We start from the raw sequence: 18,543 nt of genomic DNA on the forward strand, positions 1-18,543 counted from the left end.
ATAGTATATGAACTTATATATTTATAACACCCTTTCTAGGAAAAAAGAAAGATTTGTTCCACTAAACTGCAAATCAGTAAAGATGTATGTATGTGGTCCTACAGTATATGATATACCTCATATTGGCAATGCTCGTTCGGTTGTCGTATATGATCTTTTATATCGAGTGCTAAGTTTCCTTTATGATAGACAGAATATAACTTATGTAAGAAATATTACGGATATTGATGATAAAATTATAAACCGAGCTAAAGAACTTAAGATTAACATATTCAAATTAACACATGAAACTACAATTAAGTTTCACGAGGATATGTCATATCTAGGGTGCTGGAATCCTACCATTGAACCAAAGGCTACAGATAATATTGATGTTATGATTAATATTATTACATCGTTAATTCAAACTGGTAATGCTTATAGTACTGATGATGGGCATGTTTATTTTGCTGTTAAAACTTTTCAGGATTACAATCTACTATCACGTCGCACATTTGATTCAATGATGTTAAACAGTAGTGAAAGTTCTGAACAACAAAAGTCTTATTTTGCTGATTTTGTTTTGTGGAAACCAGCTAATGCAGATAATGAAGATATAGATGCAGTTTTTGATAGCCCATGGGGGAAGGGACGTCCGGGTTGGCATATTGAGTGTTCTGCTATGAGTTATAAATTTTTAGGAGAGAATTTTGATATACATGGTGGAGGAGCTGATTTAATATTTCCGCATCATACCAATGAAATAGCTCAGAGTAGATGCGCTTTTCCTAAATCTCGTCATGCTTCATATTGGGTGCATAACGGGTTTTTAACTGTAAAAGGTGAAAAGATGAGTAAATCTTTGAATAACTTTGTTACTGTAAGAGACTTACAAAAACAAAATATTAACGGAGCAGCAGTAAGATTGATGTTTCTTAGTACACATTACCGAAAACCATTAGATTTTAATGATAAATCTTTAAATGATGCTAAAAACATTATTAATTATTTATATGATACTATTGATTCTGTAAACGTAACAGTACAGCAGCAAGATAACACCAAAGCCGAATTTAAAGGTAATGCCTTTACTGTGGAGTTTATTAATGCTCTGTTAGATGATTTAAATAGTCCTAAAGCAATTGTATGTTTATTAAATATTGCAAAACAAATTAGACGTCAAAATCAAAGTGAATATAAGTTAGCTTTAACTCAGGCATTATTGTATGCAAGCAATTTATTAGGAATACTACATAATTATCAATTTATCAAAGACAGCAATGATGTAAAAGATAATAGCAATGTAATACCTCATGAGATTGATTTATTAATTGCTAAGCGTATACAAGCTAAACAAGATAAGGATTGGAACTTAGCTGATCAAATTCGTTCTCAATTACTAAGCAATGGAATTAGCTTAACTGATAAAGCAGATGGTACCACTAGTTGGAAGGTAATAAAATAGCTTTAATGTAAAATTCAACATACACCGTGAATGGCATATAAACGCCAATTTAGGGTAAGTGGAAATATGGAAGGTAGTGAATAAAAGGTATACAAAGAGAGAATGTTGAGTTAAAAAGAAAATTTAAATATAAAAGGAATAACTCAACATGAAAAAATGTATTATAACAGTATACTATTTAATAGACAATTTTTGCAAGATATATCAAGAATGGGAAAGAAGGAGATTAATACCAAGTAGCAATCAAAGAAACAGAGATGGAAAGTTGTCCTTAGCTGAGTTATTAACAATAGTGATATATTTTTATTTATCTCTATGCAAGGATTTTAAAAATTATTATCTATTTGTTTACCAAGTTATAGTATAATAATACAACTGTGGCCTAGAATTTTACTACTGCTAGCTGTATTAATGCATTATCTGAAAGGAGATGATACTGGTATATAATTACATCGATTCTACAAAGTTAGCAATTTGTCATAATAAACGTACCTCCAGCAATAGAGTTTTTAACAGAATTTCTAAAATTGGTAAGAGTAGTTATGGCTTGTTCTTAGGCTTTAAGCTACATATTATAATCAATAATAAAGGTGAAATAATGTCAGTTAAAATTACTAAAGGCAATAAAAGCGATCTATCTATAGCTTCAGTTATTTCTGAAGGCCTATCTGGTAAATTGTTTGGTGATAAAGCTTACATATCTAAAGAGTTATTTCATCAACTGTTCTCCAATGGTCTACGTTTATTTACTAATCTTCGTAAAGATATGAAAACATATTTATTGGACATAGATGATAAGCGTTTATTAAATAAACGTTCATTAATTGAGTCTGTCTTTAATGTACTAAAACATATGCTTTTAGAGCATACTCGACATCGCTTTCCTATTAACTTCTTTGTTCATATAATTTCTTCTCTTGCTAGTTATTCTATCTCCAAACTTAATCCCTACCTTATCTCCTCTTCTTTTTCTTCATTCAACTTATCCTAATCTAGCGTTAATAGTTAAGAATTGCTGTTTTATAGTTTTTATTCCACCAACGTAAAATGCTACTTCAATGTTATCATTCATAATTCTTATTACTGTGCCTTGCCCAAATTGTTTATGCAGAACTTTCGCGCCTGTAAAAAATTTGCTTGAAGCTTTAGATTGAGAATTAGGCATTGCTGCTGATAATGATTTTTGAAAATAGTTGTTATTAGCAGCACTGCTATAATGTATCATTGAAGTTGTAGATAATGATATACTATCAGGTATATCTAATAAAAATCTTGAAGGTTGTAGTTTTACAAATTCATTAAATATTCTTCTTTGGTCAGCATAACTAATGTATAAACTTTGTTTAGCTCTGGTAATTCCAACATAAGCTATCCTTCTTTCTTCCTCTAAAGCTCTTTGATCTTCAGCAATAAGTGACTTTTGATGAGGGAAAACTCCTTCTTCCAATCCAGGTAAAAATACTACATCAAATTCTAAACCCTTAGATGCATGTAAAGTCATTAAGCTAACTGCGCTATTATCTTTAGCGTTAATACCATTATCTCGTTCCAAAAATAAACTTGTATGTTCTAAAAACTCTTCGATACTATTATAATCTAGCATTGCTCTAATCATTTCTTGAATATTTTCTATTCTTCTGTCGCTCTGAGAAGATTTATCATCTTTTAACATTTGTAAATAATTAGAGTCCTCGCAAATAATTTCAGTTACCTTAGCAGGAGTATAACCAGCTTTATATAGAGAATGCCATTCTTTAAATTTGTTAATTAAACTTTGTAATGTTAACTCTAGCTGAGGTTTTAAAAGTTTTTTACTTAATATCTGCTCAATCGCAGTAAACATTGAACTTTCATGTTGCTGAGCATACTCCTTAATAGTATGTAATGTTGCAGGGCCAATAGATCTTTTAGGTACATTAATAATTCTAGTTAATGCTAAATTATCATTGTGATTTACTAGTACTCGCAAATATGCTATCATATCTGCAATTTCCATTCTATCAAAAAATCTAAACCCACCAATTACTTGATATTTTATATTATTGCTAAAAAATGACTCTTCTAAAACATGAGCTTGTGAGCTAGATCTAACTAGTACAGCAATGGAAAGATTAGGTGATTTAGTTATTAATTTTTTAATTTCAGAGCTAATAAACCGTGCTTCTTCACGATCATTATAACAATATACAATCCTTATTGGTTGATCAGATTGTTTATTAGTCCATAGTTTTTTATCATGACGATATTTATTGTTGCAAATGATACTACTAGCTGCTGTTAAAATGCTATTAGTTGATCTATAATTTTGCTCAAGCTTAATTAACTTAGCGTTTTTGAAGTCGTCTTTAAACTTTAAAATATTTTCTATGTTTGCTCCTCTCCAACTATAAATTGATTGGTCGTCGTCACCTACACAACATAGATTTTCATGCAAATTGACTAAAGCTTTAGCCCAAAAATACTGAACATTATTAGTATCTTGATATTCATCAATAAAAACATACTTAAATTTTGTTTGATAAAAATTTAAAACATCAGGATATTCACTGAAAATTTTCATGTTGTATAATAATAAATCTCCAAAATCAACTACATTGGATTTTTGTAATTCTGTTTGATAATGTTGGTAGATTTTTTGTGCAACTTGATAAATAGGAGTATGGCAATCTATCTTAGGTTGCTCGCCAAGATCTTTCCATCTACTTATTATTTCGCAAATATCTTTTGGGGAATAATTTTTTGTTGAAATGCCATGTGTTTCACAAATATTTTTAATAACTCTTACTTGTTCAGATTGGTCTATTATTGAAAATGATGATGTTAACCCTACCAACTCAGCATGCGCTTTAAGAATTTTAGTAGCAATAGCATGAAAAGTTCCAATGTATATACCTGTAGTATTGTTAGTTATTTCTGCGACACGTGATTGCATTTCTGTTGCAGCCTTATTAGTAAATGTTACTGCAAGAATTTCTTCTGGTGATGCCATAAATTGGTCAATAATATAAGCAATACGATAAGTTATCACTCTTGTTTTACCTGTACCAGCTCCAGCTAATACTAACAATGGACCATTAGTAGTTATTACTGCTTCTCGTTGTTCTGGATTTAGATCTAATAAATACTGACTCATATTTTCTTAATTTAACATAAATTTTTACATATTGTTACACATACTTGAATGAATGTAATTAAAAATTATTAACAGAAGTTCTGCAAAAGGATATTAAGGATATTAGACTTCTTTCGAAACTAGAGAATGATGTAGAATAGTGTTATAAAGATCTGATTTGAAGTAATAATAGACCTCTTTCGAAACTGGTTAACGTAGTTCAAAATTATTGCTGATAAATATCGAAATAGACGTGAAAGATTCGGTCTTAGATTTAATTTGATCTCTGGTATTTATAATTTTGAACTACGTTAACCAGTTTCGAAAGAAGTCTAATGAAATTAGATCAGATTAAAGAGTTAAAGGATGAAAAATTTCGTCGATTAACAGTAGTAAGGAAGGGAACATTCTCAAAGATGGTGGATATTTTGAGGAAAGCTGATGGTGTTAAGAAATCAAAAGGAGGGCGTAAAAATAAGCTCAATTTGGAGGAACAGTTATTGATGGCCTTAGAATACCTTAGAGAATACCGTACTTATTTTCATATAGGTCAGAACTATGGGATTAGTGAAAGTTCAGCATATAAAGCTGTAAAATGGGTAGAAGACACCTTAGTTAAACACCCAAACTTTGCTCTTCCAGGTCGTAAAGCTCTAATGAATAGCGATATGAATTATGAAGTAGTCTTGATTGATGCTACTGAGAGTCCAATAGAAAGACCCAAAAAAAACAAAAATTCTATTATTCAGGAAAGAAGAAAAGGCATACACTAAAGACTCAAATAGTGGTAGACAAGAAAACACACCAAGTAATATGTACAGATTTTTCTAACGGTAAAAAACATGACTTTAGATTATTTAAGGAATCCAAAATTCTTATCCATCCTAAGATTAAAGCGATTACTGATATAGGATATCAAGGTATACAAAAAATTCACAATAATTCTGCATTACCAAAGAAAAAAAGCAAGAAAAATCCTTTAACTAAAAATGATAAAAAGAATAATCGTAGGTTAGCAGGAGAAAGAGTTGTCAATGAAAACGTTATTGGTATGCTAAAACGGTTCAAAATTATTGCTGACAAATATCGAAATAGACGTAAAAGATTAGGTCTTAGATTTATTTTAATCTCTGGCATTTATAATTTTGCACTACCTTAACCAGTTTCGAAAGAGGTCTAATGTTATATGTAAATTTAACGCATCGAAGCAACCAACAAGGATAAGCATTTTGTGTATACCACTATCAGATAAACGATGAGAAAAGCCTAATAATACAATTATGTTTTAATGCAAACATAGCAGGTATATAAAAAGCTTTACGTAGGTCTAGAATTACTAGTTCTCTATAGATTCCACTAACACAACCTACAGGATTGGCTATGTTTATGATTAAGGACTACAAAAGCTACAACTTGTTTAGCAGAACTAAATTTTTCAATATTTGCTAAAAAAGCAAGAACTATAGCTTGTATTTTTGCTCCTATACCTGTTATTGATACAAGTAATGCAGCCTTATTGAAAAAATCTTTATTATTCTTAATATGATCATTAATCATTTGTTCAATTTTTATAATTTGCTTTTCAAGAAATTCAATATAAATTTGAATATTATTAACGCCAGATTAGGATAATGGAAAGTATGAAAAGCGTAATGAAAAAGGTCGGTAAGAGATAATGTACAATTATAATTATGTGATATATTTAAATATAATTTCAATTAATAATGGTTTATTTATTGCTTGCATGTCTGCAAATGCAAATTTAGAATAAAAAACAGTTAGAAAGAGATAATATACAACTGTTACAATAGGCAATGTTCAGGTTATTAAATATATATAGTATTATGAACTAATTATTGTAGAAATATGAGCAATAAATAAACCATTATTAATTGAAATTATATTTAAATATATCACATAATTATAATTGTACATTATCTCTTATAGACCTTTTTTAGCGCCTCGCAGAAATATGCTATTAATACACTGTCTGCTTTATCTGTGTTTTTTTTGTACGACTAAGTTTACTCATGGCAAAACCTTTAATACGTGCAGGATTTACTACGCTCACTAATTGTACAAATATTTCGCTAAGTTTTTCCAGTAAGTAGATACCTGTTGCTTTCATACAAACGTGTCCAGGTCCTCTGCTTTTTAAGCATGTTACTAATTTGTTAAACCATTCAGAAGTATTATTAAATTTTCTTGTTTGAACTTTATTATTAATTAACACAGCTGCATCAAATGTTTCTTTAGAAACGTCAATTCCTACAATTATACTATTCATAATCACCAAATTTTATGTTAAATATCTCAAAACCAACCTTGTAAATACAGGCTTTTTTGCCTAAGAATACAGTCCGGTTTTTAGTTAAAAAAGCTAGTTACTTATCTCTAGCACAGGCTATTAGCCTTAGGAGCACTACTGTATACTAGCTTTCTTTTGCGCTATTGCTATAATCTTTTATTTTATTGCAATTTCACTTGTTTTTATCATACAAGGTACTATGGTAAAAAAAGCTTATCAGCACACACGAAGAGTAAGTATAATAGCTGCTTTTTATAATGGTAAAGTTATTGCCCATTTTTTATTTGAAGGCAATTGCAATAAAAGTATTTTCTAGTCTTACATACAAGCTCTATTTATCAAAGAGTTAAATTCTGAACAAATCTCTACTACTAAAACTTTTATTTGTTTATACTGCATTATTTTCAGCAAAAACTAGAGCATAGTTGACTATATCTTTTCGCTATATGCAAGACGTATATTATTATTTATGCTTCTCTAGAACGTAAATATCTTTTTTGCCAGTTATCAAGGTAAATCTTAGCAACATCGCTATTCTGAATAATGATAACATTTTCAGCATTACTCTTATCAGCTGCTTCTGTAAAATTAAAAGATCCAGTAATTACTGTACTATCATCAATAATCATAACTTTATTATGTGCAATGCCAGGTACAGTATCTATTCTAACATTAATATTATATTGCTTTAATAGTTTCATCTTTGAATGTTTACTACTAATATTACTTTTATCTAATATTACAGATACTGCAACACCGCGTTTTTTAGCCTTTACTATCTCGTCTGCTATACTAGCAGATGTAAATCCATAAGCTTGTATATATATACTATTATTAGCACTAGCAATTGCTCGAGTTATTACAGTAGTACATCCAGAAGATGAAGGAGTAAAACAAATATCTAAATTAGCATCTTTACTAATTATAGTCTGATGCCTTGGCTCTAAGTCTGCATACTTAATACCAGCAACAGCTCCAATTGCAATATTAACAAGCATAACTGCTAAAGTTTGACCTTTAATCAGTTTGGACTTCTTTGATGAGTTGATATTTTTCATATTACATAATATATGCTAAATAAAATATAATATTTTAACATTACATTAGATTAAAGATGATAAACTGAAAATTTACTTTTTAATCTTTAGCTGATATGCAACTAATACAGCATGAGCATGATATGCCTATTGAAGACAAAAGTCAAAATAAAATCAATAAATTAACCGAAAAATTATCCACAGAGGGAATTAATAGCACAACAATAAAACAGATAGATACTGAAATGCAAAAACTTACTGCTAGCTAGAAGAATCTAGGTAAGTAAGCATAAAATTCATAGATTAGATACAATATTTTAGGCGAATAGTAAATAACTATGACAGAAAAAAATAAATATAATAGCTTCTCTCTAAATGGAGTGATTTTTTTGTTTAGACAATACATAGCATCAACAAATGTAATGATTGAAATATTTAACACAGAATTGCTAATAAATAATAGACTTCTTTCGAAAGTAGAGAATGATGTAGAATAGTGTTATAAAGATCTGATTTGAAGTAATAATGAAATTCGATCATATTAAAGAGTTAAAGGATGAAAAATTTCGTTGATTAACAGTGGTAAGGAAGGGAACATTCTCAAAGATGGTGGATATTTTTAGGCAAGCTGATTGTCTTAAGAAATCAAAATGTGTGTGTAAAAATAGCTCAATTTGGATGAACAGTTGCTTATGGTCTTAGAATACCTTAGAGAATACCGCACTTATTTCCATATAGGTCAGAACTATGGGATTAGTGAGAGTTGAGCATATAAAGCTGTAAAATGGGTAGAAGATACCCTAGTTAAACACCTAAACTTTGCTCTTCGAGGTCGTAAAGCTATAATGAAGAGTGATATGAATTATAAAGTAGTCTTGATTGATGCTACTGAGACTCCTATAGAAAGACCAAAAAAAACAAAAATTCTATTATTCAGGAAAGAAGAAATGGTATACACTAAAAACTCAAATAGTGTTAGACAAGCAAACATACCAAGTAATATGTACAGATTTTCTAACGGTAAAAAGCATGACTTTAGATTATTTAAGGAATCCAAAATTCTTATTCATCCTAAGGTTAAAGCGATTACTGATACAGGATATCAAGGTATACAAAAAATTCACAATAATTCTGAATTACCAAAGAAAAAAAGCAAGAAAAATCCTTTAACTAAAAATGATAAAAAGAATAATCCTAGATTAGCAGGAGAAAGGGTTGTGAATGAAACCGTTATCGGTATGCTAAAACAGTTCAAAATTATTGCTGATAAATATCGAAATAGACGTAAAATATTCGGTCTGTGCGTCAAGAAAAAAGGTGAATTAATCTCACTGGTGAAAGTCCAGTTATATGGAAGGAGAAGCTAGATCCACCATATAGCGAGTCTTGTGCTGCTGAAGGTAACGACAGTAGTAAAGCGTAGACAGTGAAACATTCGAGCTGAAACCAAATGGTGAATGTGATAGCCCTGAAAGTGAGATGTAGTGGAAGCCGATATGTTACACAACATAGTAAGACTCATTATAAGTTGACATTCCTACCATGCTTGTTAGATATTCCTTGGCTTTAACAAAATCACCGCCACGTTCTTTTCTGGCTAAGTCAAATAAATCTCCACCTTCGCCAGAACTAAAGTCATACCATTTTCCAGCATGCTTGCCACTAGAGTATTGACGACAATTTTCCCTGTATCTCTCCCCAACGTATTTCTCCACGTCTAGAGAAATGTTTATTAGGCTCTCCAAGCAAATCACAGGCTATGGTTTCTGCATATGAAACTAAGCCTTTAATCAGCATAGCAAACTCTCTTGATCTTTATGATCATCCTTTTAGAAAGGATGAGTATAGTCTATATCGAGGAATGCCAGGTGAAAGAATGGAAGAAAAAGAATATAATTTTATTTATGGAACAAATGCTTTGCAAGAAAGTTTAATAAAATATGACTTTCTAAGTCAGGTGGATGGAAGAGCGAGGTTTTTAGTACATAGAAGAGTATTAGATAAGTTACAGGAAATGTGTCCAGATGATTTTCAAGCATTTCCAGCTACAATAAAAAATATAAAGAAAAAGAATCCTGATTTTGAAAATCATGACTATTACATATAATACCATTGATAGATGCAATTGATAAGGATAAAACTATGGTAAAAGTTATACATGAAGAATGGTGGGAGATAAAAAATTTAATCTTTAAAGAAAACTGTATGGGAAAACATTTATTAGCAAGAGTTAAGTATAAAGTAGGAATATATATATTTGCCACAGAATTAGCAAGAGAGTTTGCTTACAGTAGAGGTATAGAGTTTTACTCAGATATAGAACATCATAGTTGGAGACTTAATTTCTTCATATAATATTATGAACTAGATATCAAGAATGATTCAGAAAAGTTGTTATTGGTAGGTTTAATTTTTAATTCTTTAGCCAGAATAGATCATTAGTACTTGATAACATAGCTAATATATTTTATACAGTATACAATAATTTTCTTAAGTGGGTGGTTATGTATAAAGCTAATTTTAGCAATTCATTAGAAGTAGTAAAAGTAGCTATAGATCGTTTATCTGCTGGAATAAACGTGAATGATACTTTCTTAATTGGCTGGAGTGTAGATGAATATCTTAATGCTTATAAACAGAGTAAGAATTATTCTAAAGTTACACATATTGTGTACCAGTCTCCTCAAGGTATATATTATGTGATATTTGATTATTTTGATTGCAAGAAAAAGATATGGAATATGTTATATGCATACACTGAATTTAACAATAGGATGAAAATTATCAGATATCAAAATGATATATCTATTGTATTCAATAATTTAAAGAAAAATGTGTACTTAGAATTAGAGAAAGTGAGCTATGACAAAAGTATTACTTGTGATAACACATCGGTTTTAAATGCTGATGATTTTATAAAACTTTCACATAATGAATCAAACGATATAGATTCAGAAGAGAAATTATATATTGGAATGAATTCAGAAACTTATATTCCTAAATGCGTTATTTCATGAATAAATGCAAGGCTAGGTTTTAACTAGTAAAATTTGCAATATTCGTTCAGGAGTTCTCCAATCTCTGGTAGATTAAGGTATTGAGCAAGAGGTATAAATTCTTGCTGAGTTTCAATGACGATTTTTTGTCTTTTTTCATAAGGTTTTATTGATACAGTCTGAATATTATGGAATCGATCGAAAAGCTTAATTAATAATAGTTCTGTTTTATTTTGGCTATAAAATGTTTGAATCATTTCTCTAGAACTGATTTTTTTATTATCCTTAATCCTTGTGAGTTCTGAAACCTGTTCTGCAATTTTTTTACCAAATACCTTAACAATCTTTTCTTTAGTTAGTGTTGTGTCTTCGAGGGTATCATGTAGTATTGCTGTAATAATCGTATCTGTTTCAAAACTGTAGTCTGCTACCATATAAGCTACCTCTAATGGATGCATATAATATGGCTCTCCTGTATCTCGAAGTTGTTTGTCATGATATTTTTTAGCGTAAAATATTGCTCTTTCAACTTTATCAAGATCAATTTCAGCGTTAAATCTTACGTTGATTCTAAACAGCTTATTTAGTAAGCTCTCGCTATAAAAGTCTATCATTTTCCATCTCTAAATAATCTTTAATAAATTATACAATAAATTAAACTTTTTATATACTTCAATCTCAGATAAAAACTGTGAAAGAAGCGAATTAATTTGATTAAAAAAGTTGTACTGGAATATTGCAAGTAATGGTTGTAAACTTGTCTTTTTCGCTTTCTATTTCCATTTCTCCATTAAGTTGATTAACAAGGTAATTTACAAACCATAATCCTGATTCCAGCATTTGTGGATAGTCTCGTACCAACTCAAAATCAGCTATTTTTGCTTTTATATCTCCTAATTTTTTCTTTGAAATACCGCTTCCTTTATCGTGTATTCTAAATTGTAGTATGTTATCGCTTTTTATATAATTTTTTATAGTAAACAAATGAACTGTAATTATAACCTTGCAGCTGTGATTAAATCTAATCGTGCTGCCTATTAATTGACTTAATATAGCTTGTAAGTGATCACTATTTCCAATCACAATATCCTTCATTTTGTACTGAAAATTGTAATTGATTTTTATATCTTTCTCTTTTGCAATGTCTTCTAGTCTCCTGACGGCATCCTTTACTAGCTTTTGTATGCTAAATTTTTTTAAACATAAATTTTCATTCTCAATTTCGCTTCTAAGCGTGTAAACTACATCGTTACAGTACCTTTGGAGATTTGCTGCTCGATTTAATATTGTTTCCAGCTTATCTTTATTTTTTGAATCATTTAACATGATATCGCTTGCTAGCCTTACAATTTCGCTAGTTGCAATATTAAATCTATATTTGATATTCTGTATCAGATTCACACAATATTCTTTCAATGATTCAGCTACCTCGACCTGATACTTAGCTTTTCTTAACTTTGTTATTATCTCCATATATTCATCGATATTCTCCCTCTCTCCATTCAGCAACATAACTGGTATTGGAGGTATCTGTACTATCCATTGGTTAATTGTTTTATTCTTTTCTTTCATAGCATTCTCATAAAGAAGAGTTAAAACTAGTTATTGGTACATCAAATGAAAAAGTTATGTAATTATTTTCCTCTTTTGCTCTTAGTCTTCCTTTTAGCTGATCTGTAAGATGTTTAATAAATGCTAATCCTTCTCCTAGTTCTTGATATGTTACCAAATTCAAATTCTCTAGTTCAGCATTTATTCTTTCTAATTTTTCTTTAGAAGGGCTTAGTCCTATGTTTTGTACTGTAAATTGTAATATTTCTGAATACTGATTGATGTTAATAGTAATCTTGCTATTCTTACTACTATTTATAATAGCACTACCAATTAACTGACTTATTACTGCTTTTATTCGAAAACTATCTCCAATCAGAATTGTCTTTATGTCATTTTGAACATTTAGCTTTATATTCTCATTTTCAAAATGTTCCCTCATTCTGATAACGGTATTATTTATTAGCAATTCTATGTTAAATGTTTCAATCCTTACATTCGTTGATGCTATGTATTGTCTAAATAAAAAAATCATTCCATTTAGAGAAGCTATTATATTTACTTTTTTTCTGTCGTAGTTATTTACTATTAGCCTAAAATATTGTATCCACTCTATGCAATTTATGCTTACTTCCTCAGATTCCTCTAGCTGGCAGTATAGTTTTTGCATTTCAGCATCTATCTGTTTTATTGTTGTGCTATTAATTCCCTCTGTGGATAATTTTTCAGTTAATTTATTGATTTTATTTTGACCTTCGTCTTCAATAGGCATAGAATTCTCCTGCTATTTAAGTTGTTAAATTGCTTCCTAGAGATTAAAAAGAAAATTTTGCGGTTTAAGTTTTAATCTCTATCAGAATATCATCTAAATCTTAAATCTCAGATAATATCAGGTATACAGTATCATTTCGATTTTTGTCAGTACATGACTTTTTGTAATATTTCTGAAAAATTTTTTCATAATATTACACATTGATGCGAAATTATCGCATTGTTATTTACATCTAAAAAAACAAAATATCTCTCAAAATGAGATATACAATTGATTCTGAGTTATAAAAAGACTTTGATAATTTAGTATATTAACTGAAAAAGTTCTGGACTTATCTTTTTTGCTCTTAATTTAAACATCAGGTTCAAACACATCTTTAAAACGACCTATAATATCCAAAATATAAAAATCAAGGGCTGTATTAACTAAGTCAAAATCTTTTTTCTCTATCGAATTAAGATCTTCTTTTATTTCAAGTTGTCCTGGAGCCAATAGTAGTTGTTTGATAGTTACTTTTCTTTGTTTCGAATTAATGCAATGATCATACTTAAGTGTGCGGTATAGTAGCTTTTGTTCAAGATAAATTATATTCTTAAAATGTTCTGGTGTAATAAATTCCTGAAAGGGTTTGATACCTTTATTTATTAGCATATTGCTAGAACATTTTTTGATTGGTATTTCAAGTGCTATGGAATGCATTCGTATAATTTTATACATACAAAAATCAAGAAAGTTTTGACCTTTCTTATTCCAAATAAAATCATTTTCATTTATTAATTTTAAAATATATTTTTGTTCCTTTCTGGTTAAGTTATAATTTGGATCAGTTAAATAACCAGTTAAACACTTTTTTTGCTGATTTGTTTTTAAATTAGATTTTATCTTTATAAGATGAGTTATTAGAAGTTGTATTAAATTTTTTTGTTCTGTATGACTGTGCAAGTCATTAAAAAAAGCAAACCATTTTTCCTGTGAAACTGAAAAAATTTGTGTTACTTTATTTTGTTTGTATAGGTTAAACATTCGATAGAACAAGTGTTTTGCTGCGCTTAAGACTTGTATATGCATACTTTACCCTTTAAAATCCCGCATAATATTTAACAATTATATATTTATTATTAATCTTGAGTTATAAATTGAGATAGCCTAAAATAATTAGGCCATTAATAACCATAGCATTACTTTTGCTATTTGAAGTAGCAATTAAAGTGTAGCTAGAGATTCATTTATACCTTTAATAGCAGATTTTGAAGTTTTAATGAAATAACCTCTAGCTAAATATTATCTAAATCTTGAATCTCAGATAATATCAGGTATACAGTATCATTTCAATTTTTATCAGTACATGACTTTTTGTCATAATTATGAAAAATTTTTTCATCTTTTTTAAAATAGATGCGAAATTATCGCATTGTATCTCTAGCTACAAAAATATCATTCACAAAAGGTTTATAAAAAAGTTCTACAACAGTTATTATTACTGGCTTTAAGGCTTATTTTCTGCTATAATTCATAGTAGAGATTTAATTAATCAAAAATTCTTGTGTCAACGGCAATTTCTAATGAACCAAAGCCTTTTCTTCACTGGGTTGGAGGTAAAAGGAGAATTGTTAATAAATTAATAGAGCATCTTCCTTCAGGGCCATACTATAATTACTATGAACCATTTCTTGGAGGTGGGGCTTTATTTTTTCAAGTTAGGCATCTGTTTAAACAATGTTTTTTGTCTGATATTAATCTCGACTTAATTACTAGTTATCACGCTGTAAAAAAGAATCCAAATGAAGTCAACAGATTACTGAATCTATATCACAAAAACCATTCTGAAAATTACTACTATAAAATAAGAGACAATTATTATAGTAATGATCCTAATGATATCACGGCAAAATTTATATATCTTAATAAATACTCTTTTAGGGGAATTTATAGGCTAAACAGAGATGGTACATCTGCTCAAACATTTTCTGATAAGCGATATCTTAAGCTTCATATTTGCTCTAGAATAAATAAATGTAGCAAACTTTTAACCGATGTATCAATTTGCGCTATGGATTTTTCGTTTATAGAACCTAAAAAAGGTGACTTCGTTTATCTTGATCCGCCTTACCACCAATCTGGAGAACGTTTCTATACCAGAGTTCCATTTGATGAAAAAGAGCAAATCAGACTACGAGATTTTGTTTATGAACTCAACAATAAAGGTGTTAAAATTATGCTTTCAAATAATAACACTACCTTTATTAAAGCTTTATACAAAGACCTCTTCATCACTCATATTGGAGTTACATACTCAATTAATGAACAACGCAATCTCGTTAATGGGCTAATAATTACCAACTATAATTAAATTTAAATGTATTAACTTATTATATTATTAGTAATGAAACCGTACGCTTGCATGTATAGAAACAAGAAGTGGCCTGCTAGGAGCCATGGTACTACATTCAATATCTAAATACATTCTGTCTTTCACTAAGTTTGTAGTTAATCCAACTCCTAACGCAACTCCAGTATCTCTAGAGCGTCTAATATCTGATATTAATCCACCAGTAATAAAAATTGATGCTTTGTTACCATCAAAGATATTATAATAGTAATGTCCTTGTATAGAGTTTGCCCAACCAATATAATCACGTAGTAACCCTAGCCTTAGTTCCATTCTATGTGGAGCACTGATGTAACCTAATCCTATACCTGATACATAATCTCCAATACCTGTAACACCTGTTGAAAGTTTTAGATAAAATGGAAAAGCATTAGACTCAATACTGGATTTAGAATTTTCAGAGTTTATATAGTTATATCTATCTGCTGAATATATCGACGGTGAAAATAATACAGCTAACATAACAGCATAACACGGTTGTAAAAGTAATTTCAAAACATTCATATTAACTTCTCTTTTTAGCATTAACATATTAGCTGTCTGTTGAAAACTAAGACCATGGAACTGATTGTTGCGTTAGAATAGCGAATACATCTGTATTACCGCTTTCATCAGCATAATCTTTAGTAGTCATGCCCTTATCATCTTTTGCATCAATATCAGCTCCATAATCAATCAAAAGCTGTATAACATCTATGCTTTCATCGCGAACAGCAATATGTAGTAGTGTTTCTCCTTCATCATATTTTTTATTAATACTAGTAGAATTATGTTTTAGCATAATTTCTAAAGGTTCTATACAGTTTGATCTAACAGCATCAGATAAAGGAGTATTACCTTGATTATCTTTGATATTTACGTCAGCATTATATTTTAACAGTAATGCTATATGATCATCGCAATAGGGAGGATATTTTTCGAAAAATCCACAACATACTTGAATTGTGTCAACAACAAGATGTAAAGGAGTTAGGCCATGCACATTCTGCATATTGGGATCAGCATCGTGATCAAGTAGAAGCTGTACAATATCTAGGTTGTTAATAAAAGAATTTGCTGTACAATGTAATGGAGTTTGATCAACATTGTCTTTTACATTTGTATTAGCGCCATTCTTTACTAAAAACTTGATAATTGCATTTATATCGTCATTTACACTGTGGTTATTAGTCTCATGCTGTGTTAAAATCCCGACAGAATCTGCAATATTTTTACCATTATAATTACTACCATTCGGAATAATAGACATATGCAACGCTGTATGTAAAGCCGTGTGTCCACTATTATTTTTTGCATTGATGTCAGCTCCATTGTTCAGCAAAATCTTAGCAATAGGTAGATTCTTATATTTTAAAGCAACAGATAAAGCTGTAATACTGTCTTTATATTTTGAATTGACAAGTGTACTATCATTATTAATAAGATGCTTCACTTTTTCAATATCACCATCTTTAATAGCGCGATGTAAAGCATATTTAGCCTTAGATTCAGACATATTTTACTCCCAAAATTATACTATCACTATTGTAATATAATCTTCAGTACAGCTTTACTTAGCAGCAAAGCATAGAACGATAAATAATTATTCATGAATTTTCACCTTTTTGAACCTTCGCAATCTGTTAAAGGATTATCATATAACTTACAATATAACAAAAAAATAAATAAAGCACCATAATTTTTCTGAGTAGAATTTTGTATTTCACAGCTATTAATCATTAATCTAACTTTCTACAAACTCAACTAATTCAAACGAAAACCCTTGAGCTGCAAAAGCACGCTCTAGAATGGGTTTAAAATTTGATTTGATATAGCTATTTGCAAAGCTTGTTAGAGCCTTAATGAATATCTTTTTATTAACATTATCTTCATTTACAACTTCTAACTTACTAAACCATAGTTTATCAATAACTTGCTCATATTCGTAATGTTGAAGTATGTATTTTCGTACTTTGAACAATATAGAGTTAGAACTTAGCTCTTTACTAAGTTCTGAAAGGTAATCTTCATCACTCATTTGTTGCTGTAAAATTGTTGTTTTTTGATACTCCGTTGTGTTATTGATAACTTGTTTTGATTCATCAAATGGTATAACTTGTAACTGCTCAATATCATTGCTATGCACAGCTCGTACCTCCTGTAATATCTTGAATTTAATATGATCTGATAGTAAAATATTCTTAATCAACTTGATGTAATATTTGTTTTTAACTGCTGCCCCAAAATCACAAGATGTTAAAATTTGATAAGCAGTATCTGCTTCAAAGACTCCAGCTATTTTACGCTTCAACTGAGCCTTCATACTACGATCTGTACCAGATTCAATGTTTGCTAGATACTGTTCTTTAAATCTTCCTACATCATTAAATCGAAAATTTCCACTATTAGCCTGATCAGTAGTTAGTAATTCATTTGCTAAGGCTTTTGCCATATAGTTTAGCACTGCTATCTTATTTTCAAAATAACGGAATGAATATTTATTTGATAACTTCAACAGTAATTGATTTATGAAGTATATGTTGAAGCTTCTACTAGACATACGTTGTAGTATAACTGCATCTTCTGGTGTTAGTGGATAATAATCTGCTAGTCTTTTTCTTTTGGGGCAGCATTCATTCTTTTCAACCTCTGAATTATCGATAATAGCTGGAGTTGCTAACTTACTGTTTTGCTCATAATCATTGTTTGATGGCTTGTCATTACTAACATCACTAAGCTCATAGAAATTCAAATTCTGTTGTTGCTGTTGATCTTCTTTTTCATTTCCTACTAACTCAATTTCTATAAAATCATCAGATTCAGTATATTTAAACTTCAAATTTTGCTGCTGATCTTCATTTTTATTTTGATCATTCTCTACTAACTTAACTTCAGTAGATCTAGATCTATTATTATTTTATTATATCTATATATGTAGCTGCAATTTTTTGCAGG

Annotated in this window: 20 protein-coding genes and 3 pseudogenes; 11 read left to right on the top strand and 12 right to left on the bottom strand. The window is 29.6% G+C overall.

Translation table 11 applies throughout. From position 1 onward, the window contains the following. Window positions 1-7: 7 nt before the first annotated feature. Window positions 8-1,444, top strand: a complete 1,437-nt coding sequence (gene cysS, locus OTBS_RS08940) for a cysteine--tRNA ligase (protein ID WP_011945121.1) — start codon at window positions 8-10, stop codon at window positions 1,442-1,444. Window positions 1,445-1,592: 148 nt separating this feature from the next. Beyond that, a pseudogene (locus OTBS_RS08945) lies at window positions 1,593-2,435 on the top strand (IS982 family transposase). Here the strand turns inward: OTBS_RS08945 and OTBS_RS08950 are convergent. Then, complete coding sequence (locus tag OTBS_RS08950; RefSeq protein WP_011945122.1) at window positions 2,427-4,577, bottom strand: ATP-dependent helicase; 2,151 nt, start codon at window positions 4,575-4,577, stop codon at window positions 2,427-2,429. The pseudogene OTBS_RS08945 and the gene OTBS_RS08950 overlap by 9 nt on opposite strands. 198 nt (window positions 4,578-4,775) lie before the next feature. On the opposite strand from OTBS_RS08950, the pseudogene OTBS_RS14760 reads away from it, so the two are divergent. Beyond that, window positions 4,776-4,871 (top strand): annotated as a pseudogene (locus OTBS_RS14760) (IS5/IS1182 family transposase); the annotation flags it as partial. Between the two features lie 20 nt (window positions 4,872-4,891). Next, window positions 4,892-5,715, top strand: a protein-coding gene (locus tag OTBS_RS13275; protein ID WP_157866459.1) for an IS5 family transposase whose coding sequence is annotated in 2 segments (ribosomal slippage) — window positions 4,892-5,279 and window positions 5,279-5,715 — 825 coding nt in all. Because the reading frame shifts where the segments join, the coding sequence is not laid out codon by codon here. Here the strand turns inward: OTBS_RS13275 and OTBS_RS13280 are convergent. The 3 genes and pseudogenes from OTBS_RS13280 to OTBS_RS08975 form a co-directional block, all read right to left on the bottom strand. After that, a pseudogene (locus OTBS_RS13280) lies at window positions 5,707-6,170 on the bottom strand (transposase); the annotation flags it as partial. The gene OTBS_RS13275 and the pseudogene OTBS_RS13280 sit on opposite strands and share 9 nt — an antisense overlap. Window positions 6,171-6,534: 364 nt before the next feature. After that, complete coding sequence (locus OTBS_RS08970; protein WP_080571899.1) at window positions 6,535-6,843, bottom strand: IS110 family transposase; 309 nt, start codon at window positions 6,841-6,843, stop codon at window positions 6,535-6,537. A gap of 488 nt (window positions 6,844-7,331) precedes the next feature. After that, complete coding sequence (locus OTBS_RS08975) at window positions 7,332-7,922, bottom strand: phospholipase D family protein (protein ID WP_011945123.1); 591 nt, start codon at window positions 7,920-7,922, stop codon at window positions 7,332-7,334. 95 nt (window positions 7,923-8,017) lie between these two features. Between OTBS_RS08975 and OTBS_RS17210 the strand changes: the two genes are divergently transcribed. From OTBS_RS17210 to OTBS_RS17220, 3 genes are all read left to right on the top strand, one after another. Next, window positions 8,018-8,170, top strand: coding sequence for a hypothetical protein (locus OTBS_RS17210; RefSeq protein ID WP_232488999.1), 153 nt, complete (start codon window positions 8,018-8,020; stop codon window positions 8,168-8,170). Between the two features lie 405 nt (window positions 8,171-8,575). After that, entirely contained in the window at window positions 8,576-8,668 is a 93-nt protein-coding gene (locus tag OTBS_RS17215) for a helix-turn-helix domain-containing protein (RefSeq protein ID WP_232489000.1), read from the top strand. Window positions 8,669-8,746: 78 nt separating this feature from the next. Then, on the top strand, window positions 8,747-9,268 hold the full coding sequence (locus tag OTBS_RS17220) for an IS5/IS1182 family transposase (RefSeq protein ID WP_041621364.1): 522 nt from the start codon (window positions 8,747-8,749) through the stop codon (window positions 9,266-9,268). Window positions 9,269-9,400: 132 nt separating this feature from the next. Here OTBS_RS17220 and OTBS_RS15255 read toward each other — a convergent pair whose 3' ends face one another. Further along, the gene (locus OTBS_RS15255) at window positions 9,401-9,616 is read right to left on the bottom strand and encodes a hypothetical protein (RefSeq protein ID WP_041621365.1); all 216 of its coding nucleotides are present in this window, start codon (window positions 9,614-9,616) and stop codon (window positions 9,401-9,403) included. A gap of 44 nt (window positions 9,617-9,660) precedes the next feature. Between OTBS_RS15255 and OTBS_RS17225 the strand changes: the two genes are divergently transcribed. The 3 genes from OTBS_RS17225 to OTBS_RS09000 all read left to right on the top strand — a co-directional run bounded on the left by OTBS_RS17225 (window position 9,661) and on the right by OTBS_RS09000 (window position 10,918). Continuing rightward, window positions 9,661-10,008, top strand: coding sequence for a hypothetical protein (locus tag OTBS_RS17225; RefSeq protein WP_050897572.1), 348 nt, complete (start codon window positions 9,661-9,663; stop codon window positions 10,006-10,008). 5 nt (window positions 10,009-10,013) lie between these two features. After that, window positions 10,014-10,256 (top strand): hypothetical protein, encoded by a 243-nt coding sequence (locus OTBS_RS17230; RefSeq protein WP_050897573.1) that lies wholly within the window; start codon window positions 10,014-10,016, stop codon window positions 10,254-10,256. Between the two features lie 149 nt (window positions 10,257-10,405). Next, window positions 10,406-10,918: a hypothetical protein gene (locus OTBS_RS09000; RefSeq protein ID WP_041621366.1), complete on the top strand. Its 513-nt coding sequence runs from the start codon at window positions 10,406-10,408 to the stop codon at window positions 10,916-10,918. Window positions 10,919-10,941: 23 nt separating this feature from the next. Here the strand turns inward: OTBS_RS09000 and OTBS_RS09005 are convergent, their stop codons facing one another. From OTBS_RS09005 to OTBS_RS09020, 4 genes are all read right to left on the bottom strand, one after another. Beyond that, on the bottom strand, window positions 10,942-11,511 hold the full coding sequence (locus tag OTBS_RS09005) for an HD domain-containing protein (protein ID WP_011945127.1): 570 nt from the start codon (window positions 11,509-11,511) through the stop codon (window positions 10,942-10,944). Between the two features lie 100 nt (window positions 11,512-11,611). Next, complete coding sequence (locus tag OTBS_RS17235) at window positions 11,612-12,469, bottom strand: sensor histidine kinase (RefSeq protein WP_011944769.1); 858 nt, start codon at window positions 12,467-12,469, stop codon at window positions 11,612-11,614. A 7-nt stretch (window positions 12,470-12,476) separates the two neighbouring features. Next, window positions 12,477-13,220, bottom strand: a complete 744-nt coding sequence (locus tag OTBS_RS17240) for a sensor histidine kinase (protein ID WP_011945128.1) — start codon at window positions 13,218-13,220, stop codon at window positions 12,477-12,479. 351 nt (window positions 13,221-13,571) lie between these two features. Then, on the bottom strand, window positions 13,572-14,288 hold the full coding sequence (locus tag OTBS_RS09020) for a hypothetical protein (RefSeq protein ID WP_011944767.1): 717 nt from the start codon (window positions 14,286-14,288) through the stop codon (window positions 13,572-13,574). Window positions 14,289-14,763: 475 nt separating this feature from the next. Between OTBS_RS09020 and OTBS_RS09025 the strand changes: the two genes are divergently transcribed. Beyond that, window positions 14,764-15,570 carry a DNA adenine methylase gene (locus OTBS_RS09025; protein WP_011945129.1) on the top strand — a complete coding sequence of 269 codons (807 nt, stop codon included), beginning with the start codon at window positions 14,764-14,766 and terminating at the stop codon, window positions 15,568-15,570. Between the two features lie 27 nt (window positions 15,571-15,597). On the opposite strand, the gene OTBS_RS09030 is transcribed toward OTBS_RS09025, so the two are convergent. The 3 genes from OTBS_RS09030 to OTBS_RS09045 all read right to left on the bottom strand — a co-directional run bounded on the left by OTBS_RS09030 (window position 15,598) and on the right by OTBS_RS09045 (window position 18,427). Next, window positions 15,598-16,134: a hypothetical protein gene (locus OTBS_RS09030; protein WP_332370170.1), complete on the bottom strand. Its 537-nt coding sequence runs from the start codon at window positions 16,132-16,134 to the stop codon at window positions 15,598-15,600. Between the two features lie 25 nt (window positions 16,135-16,159). Continuing rightward, window positions 16,160-17,104 carry an ankyrin repeat domain-containing protein gene (locus OTBS_RS13295; protein WP_011945131.1) on the bottom strand — a complete coding sequence of 315 codons (945 nt, stop codon included), beginning with the start codon at window positions 17,102-17,104 and terminating at the stop codon, window positions 16,160-16,162. A 228-nt stretch (window positions 17,105-17,332) separates the two neighbouring features. Continuing rightward, window positions 17,333-18,427, bottom strand: a complete 1,095-nt coding sequence (locus tag OTBS_RS09045; protein WP_232488824.1) for a hypothetical protein — start codon at window positions 18,425-18,427, stop codon at window positions 17,333-17,335. Between the last annotated feature and the right edge of the window lie 116 nt (window positions 18,428-18,543).

It is taken from the genome of Orientia tsutsugamushi str. Boryong (genome assembly GCF_000063545.1).
In the GTDB taxonomy this organism is placed as follows: Bacteria; Pseudomonadota; Alphaproteobacteria; order Rickettsiales; family Rickettsiaceae; genus Orientia; species Orientia tsutsugamushi_C.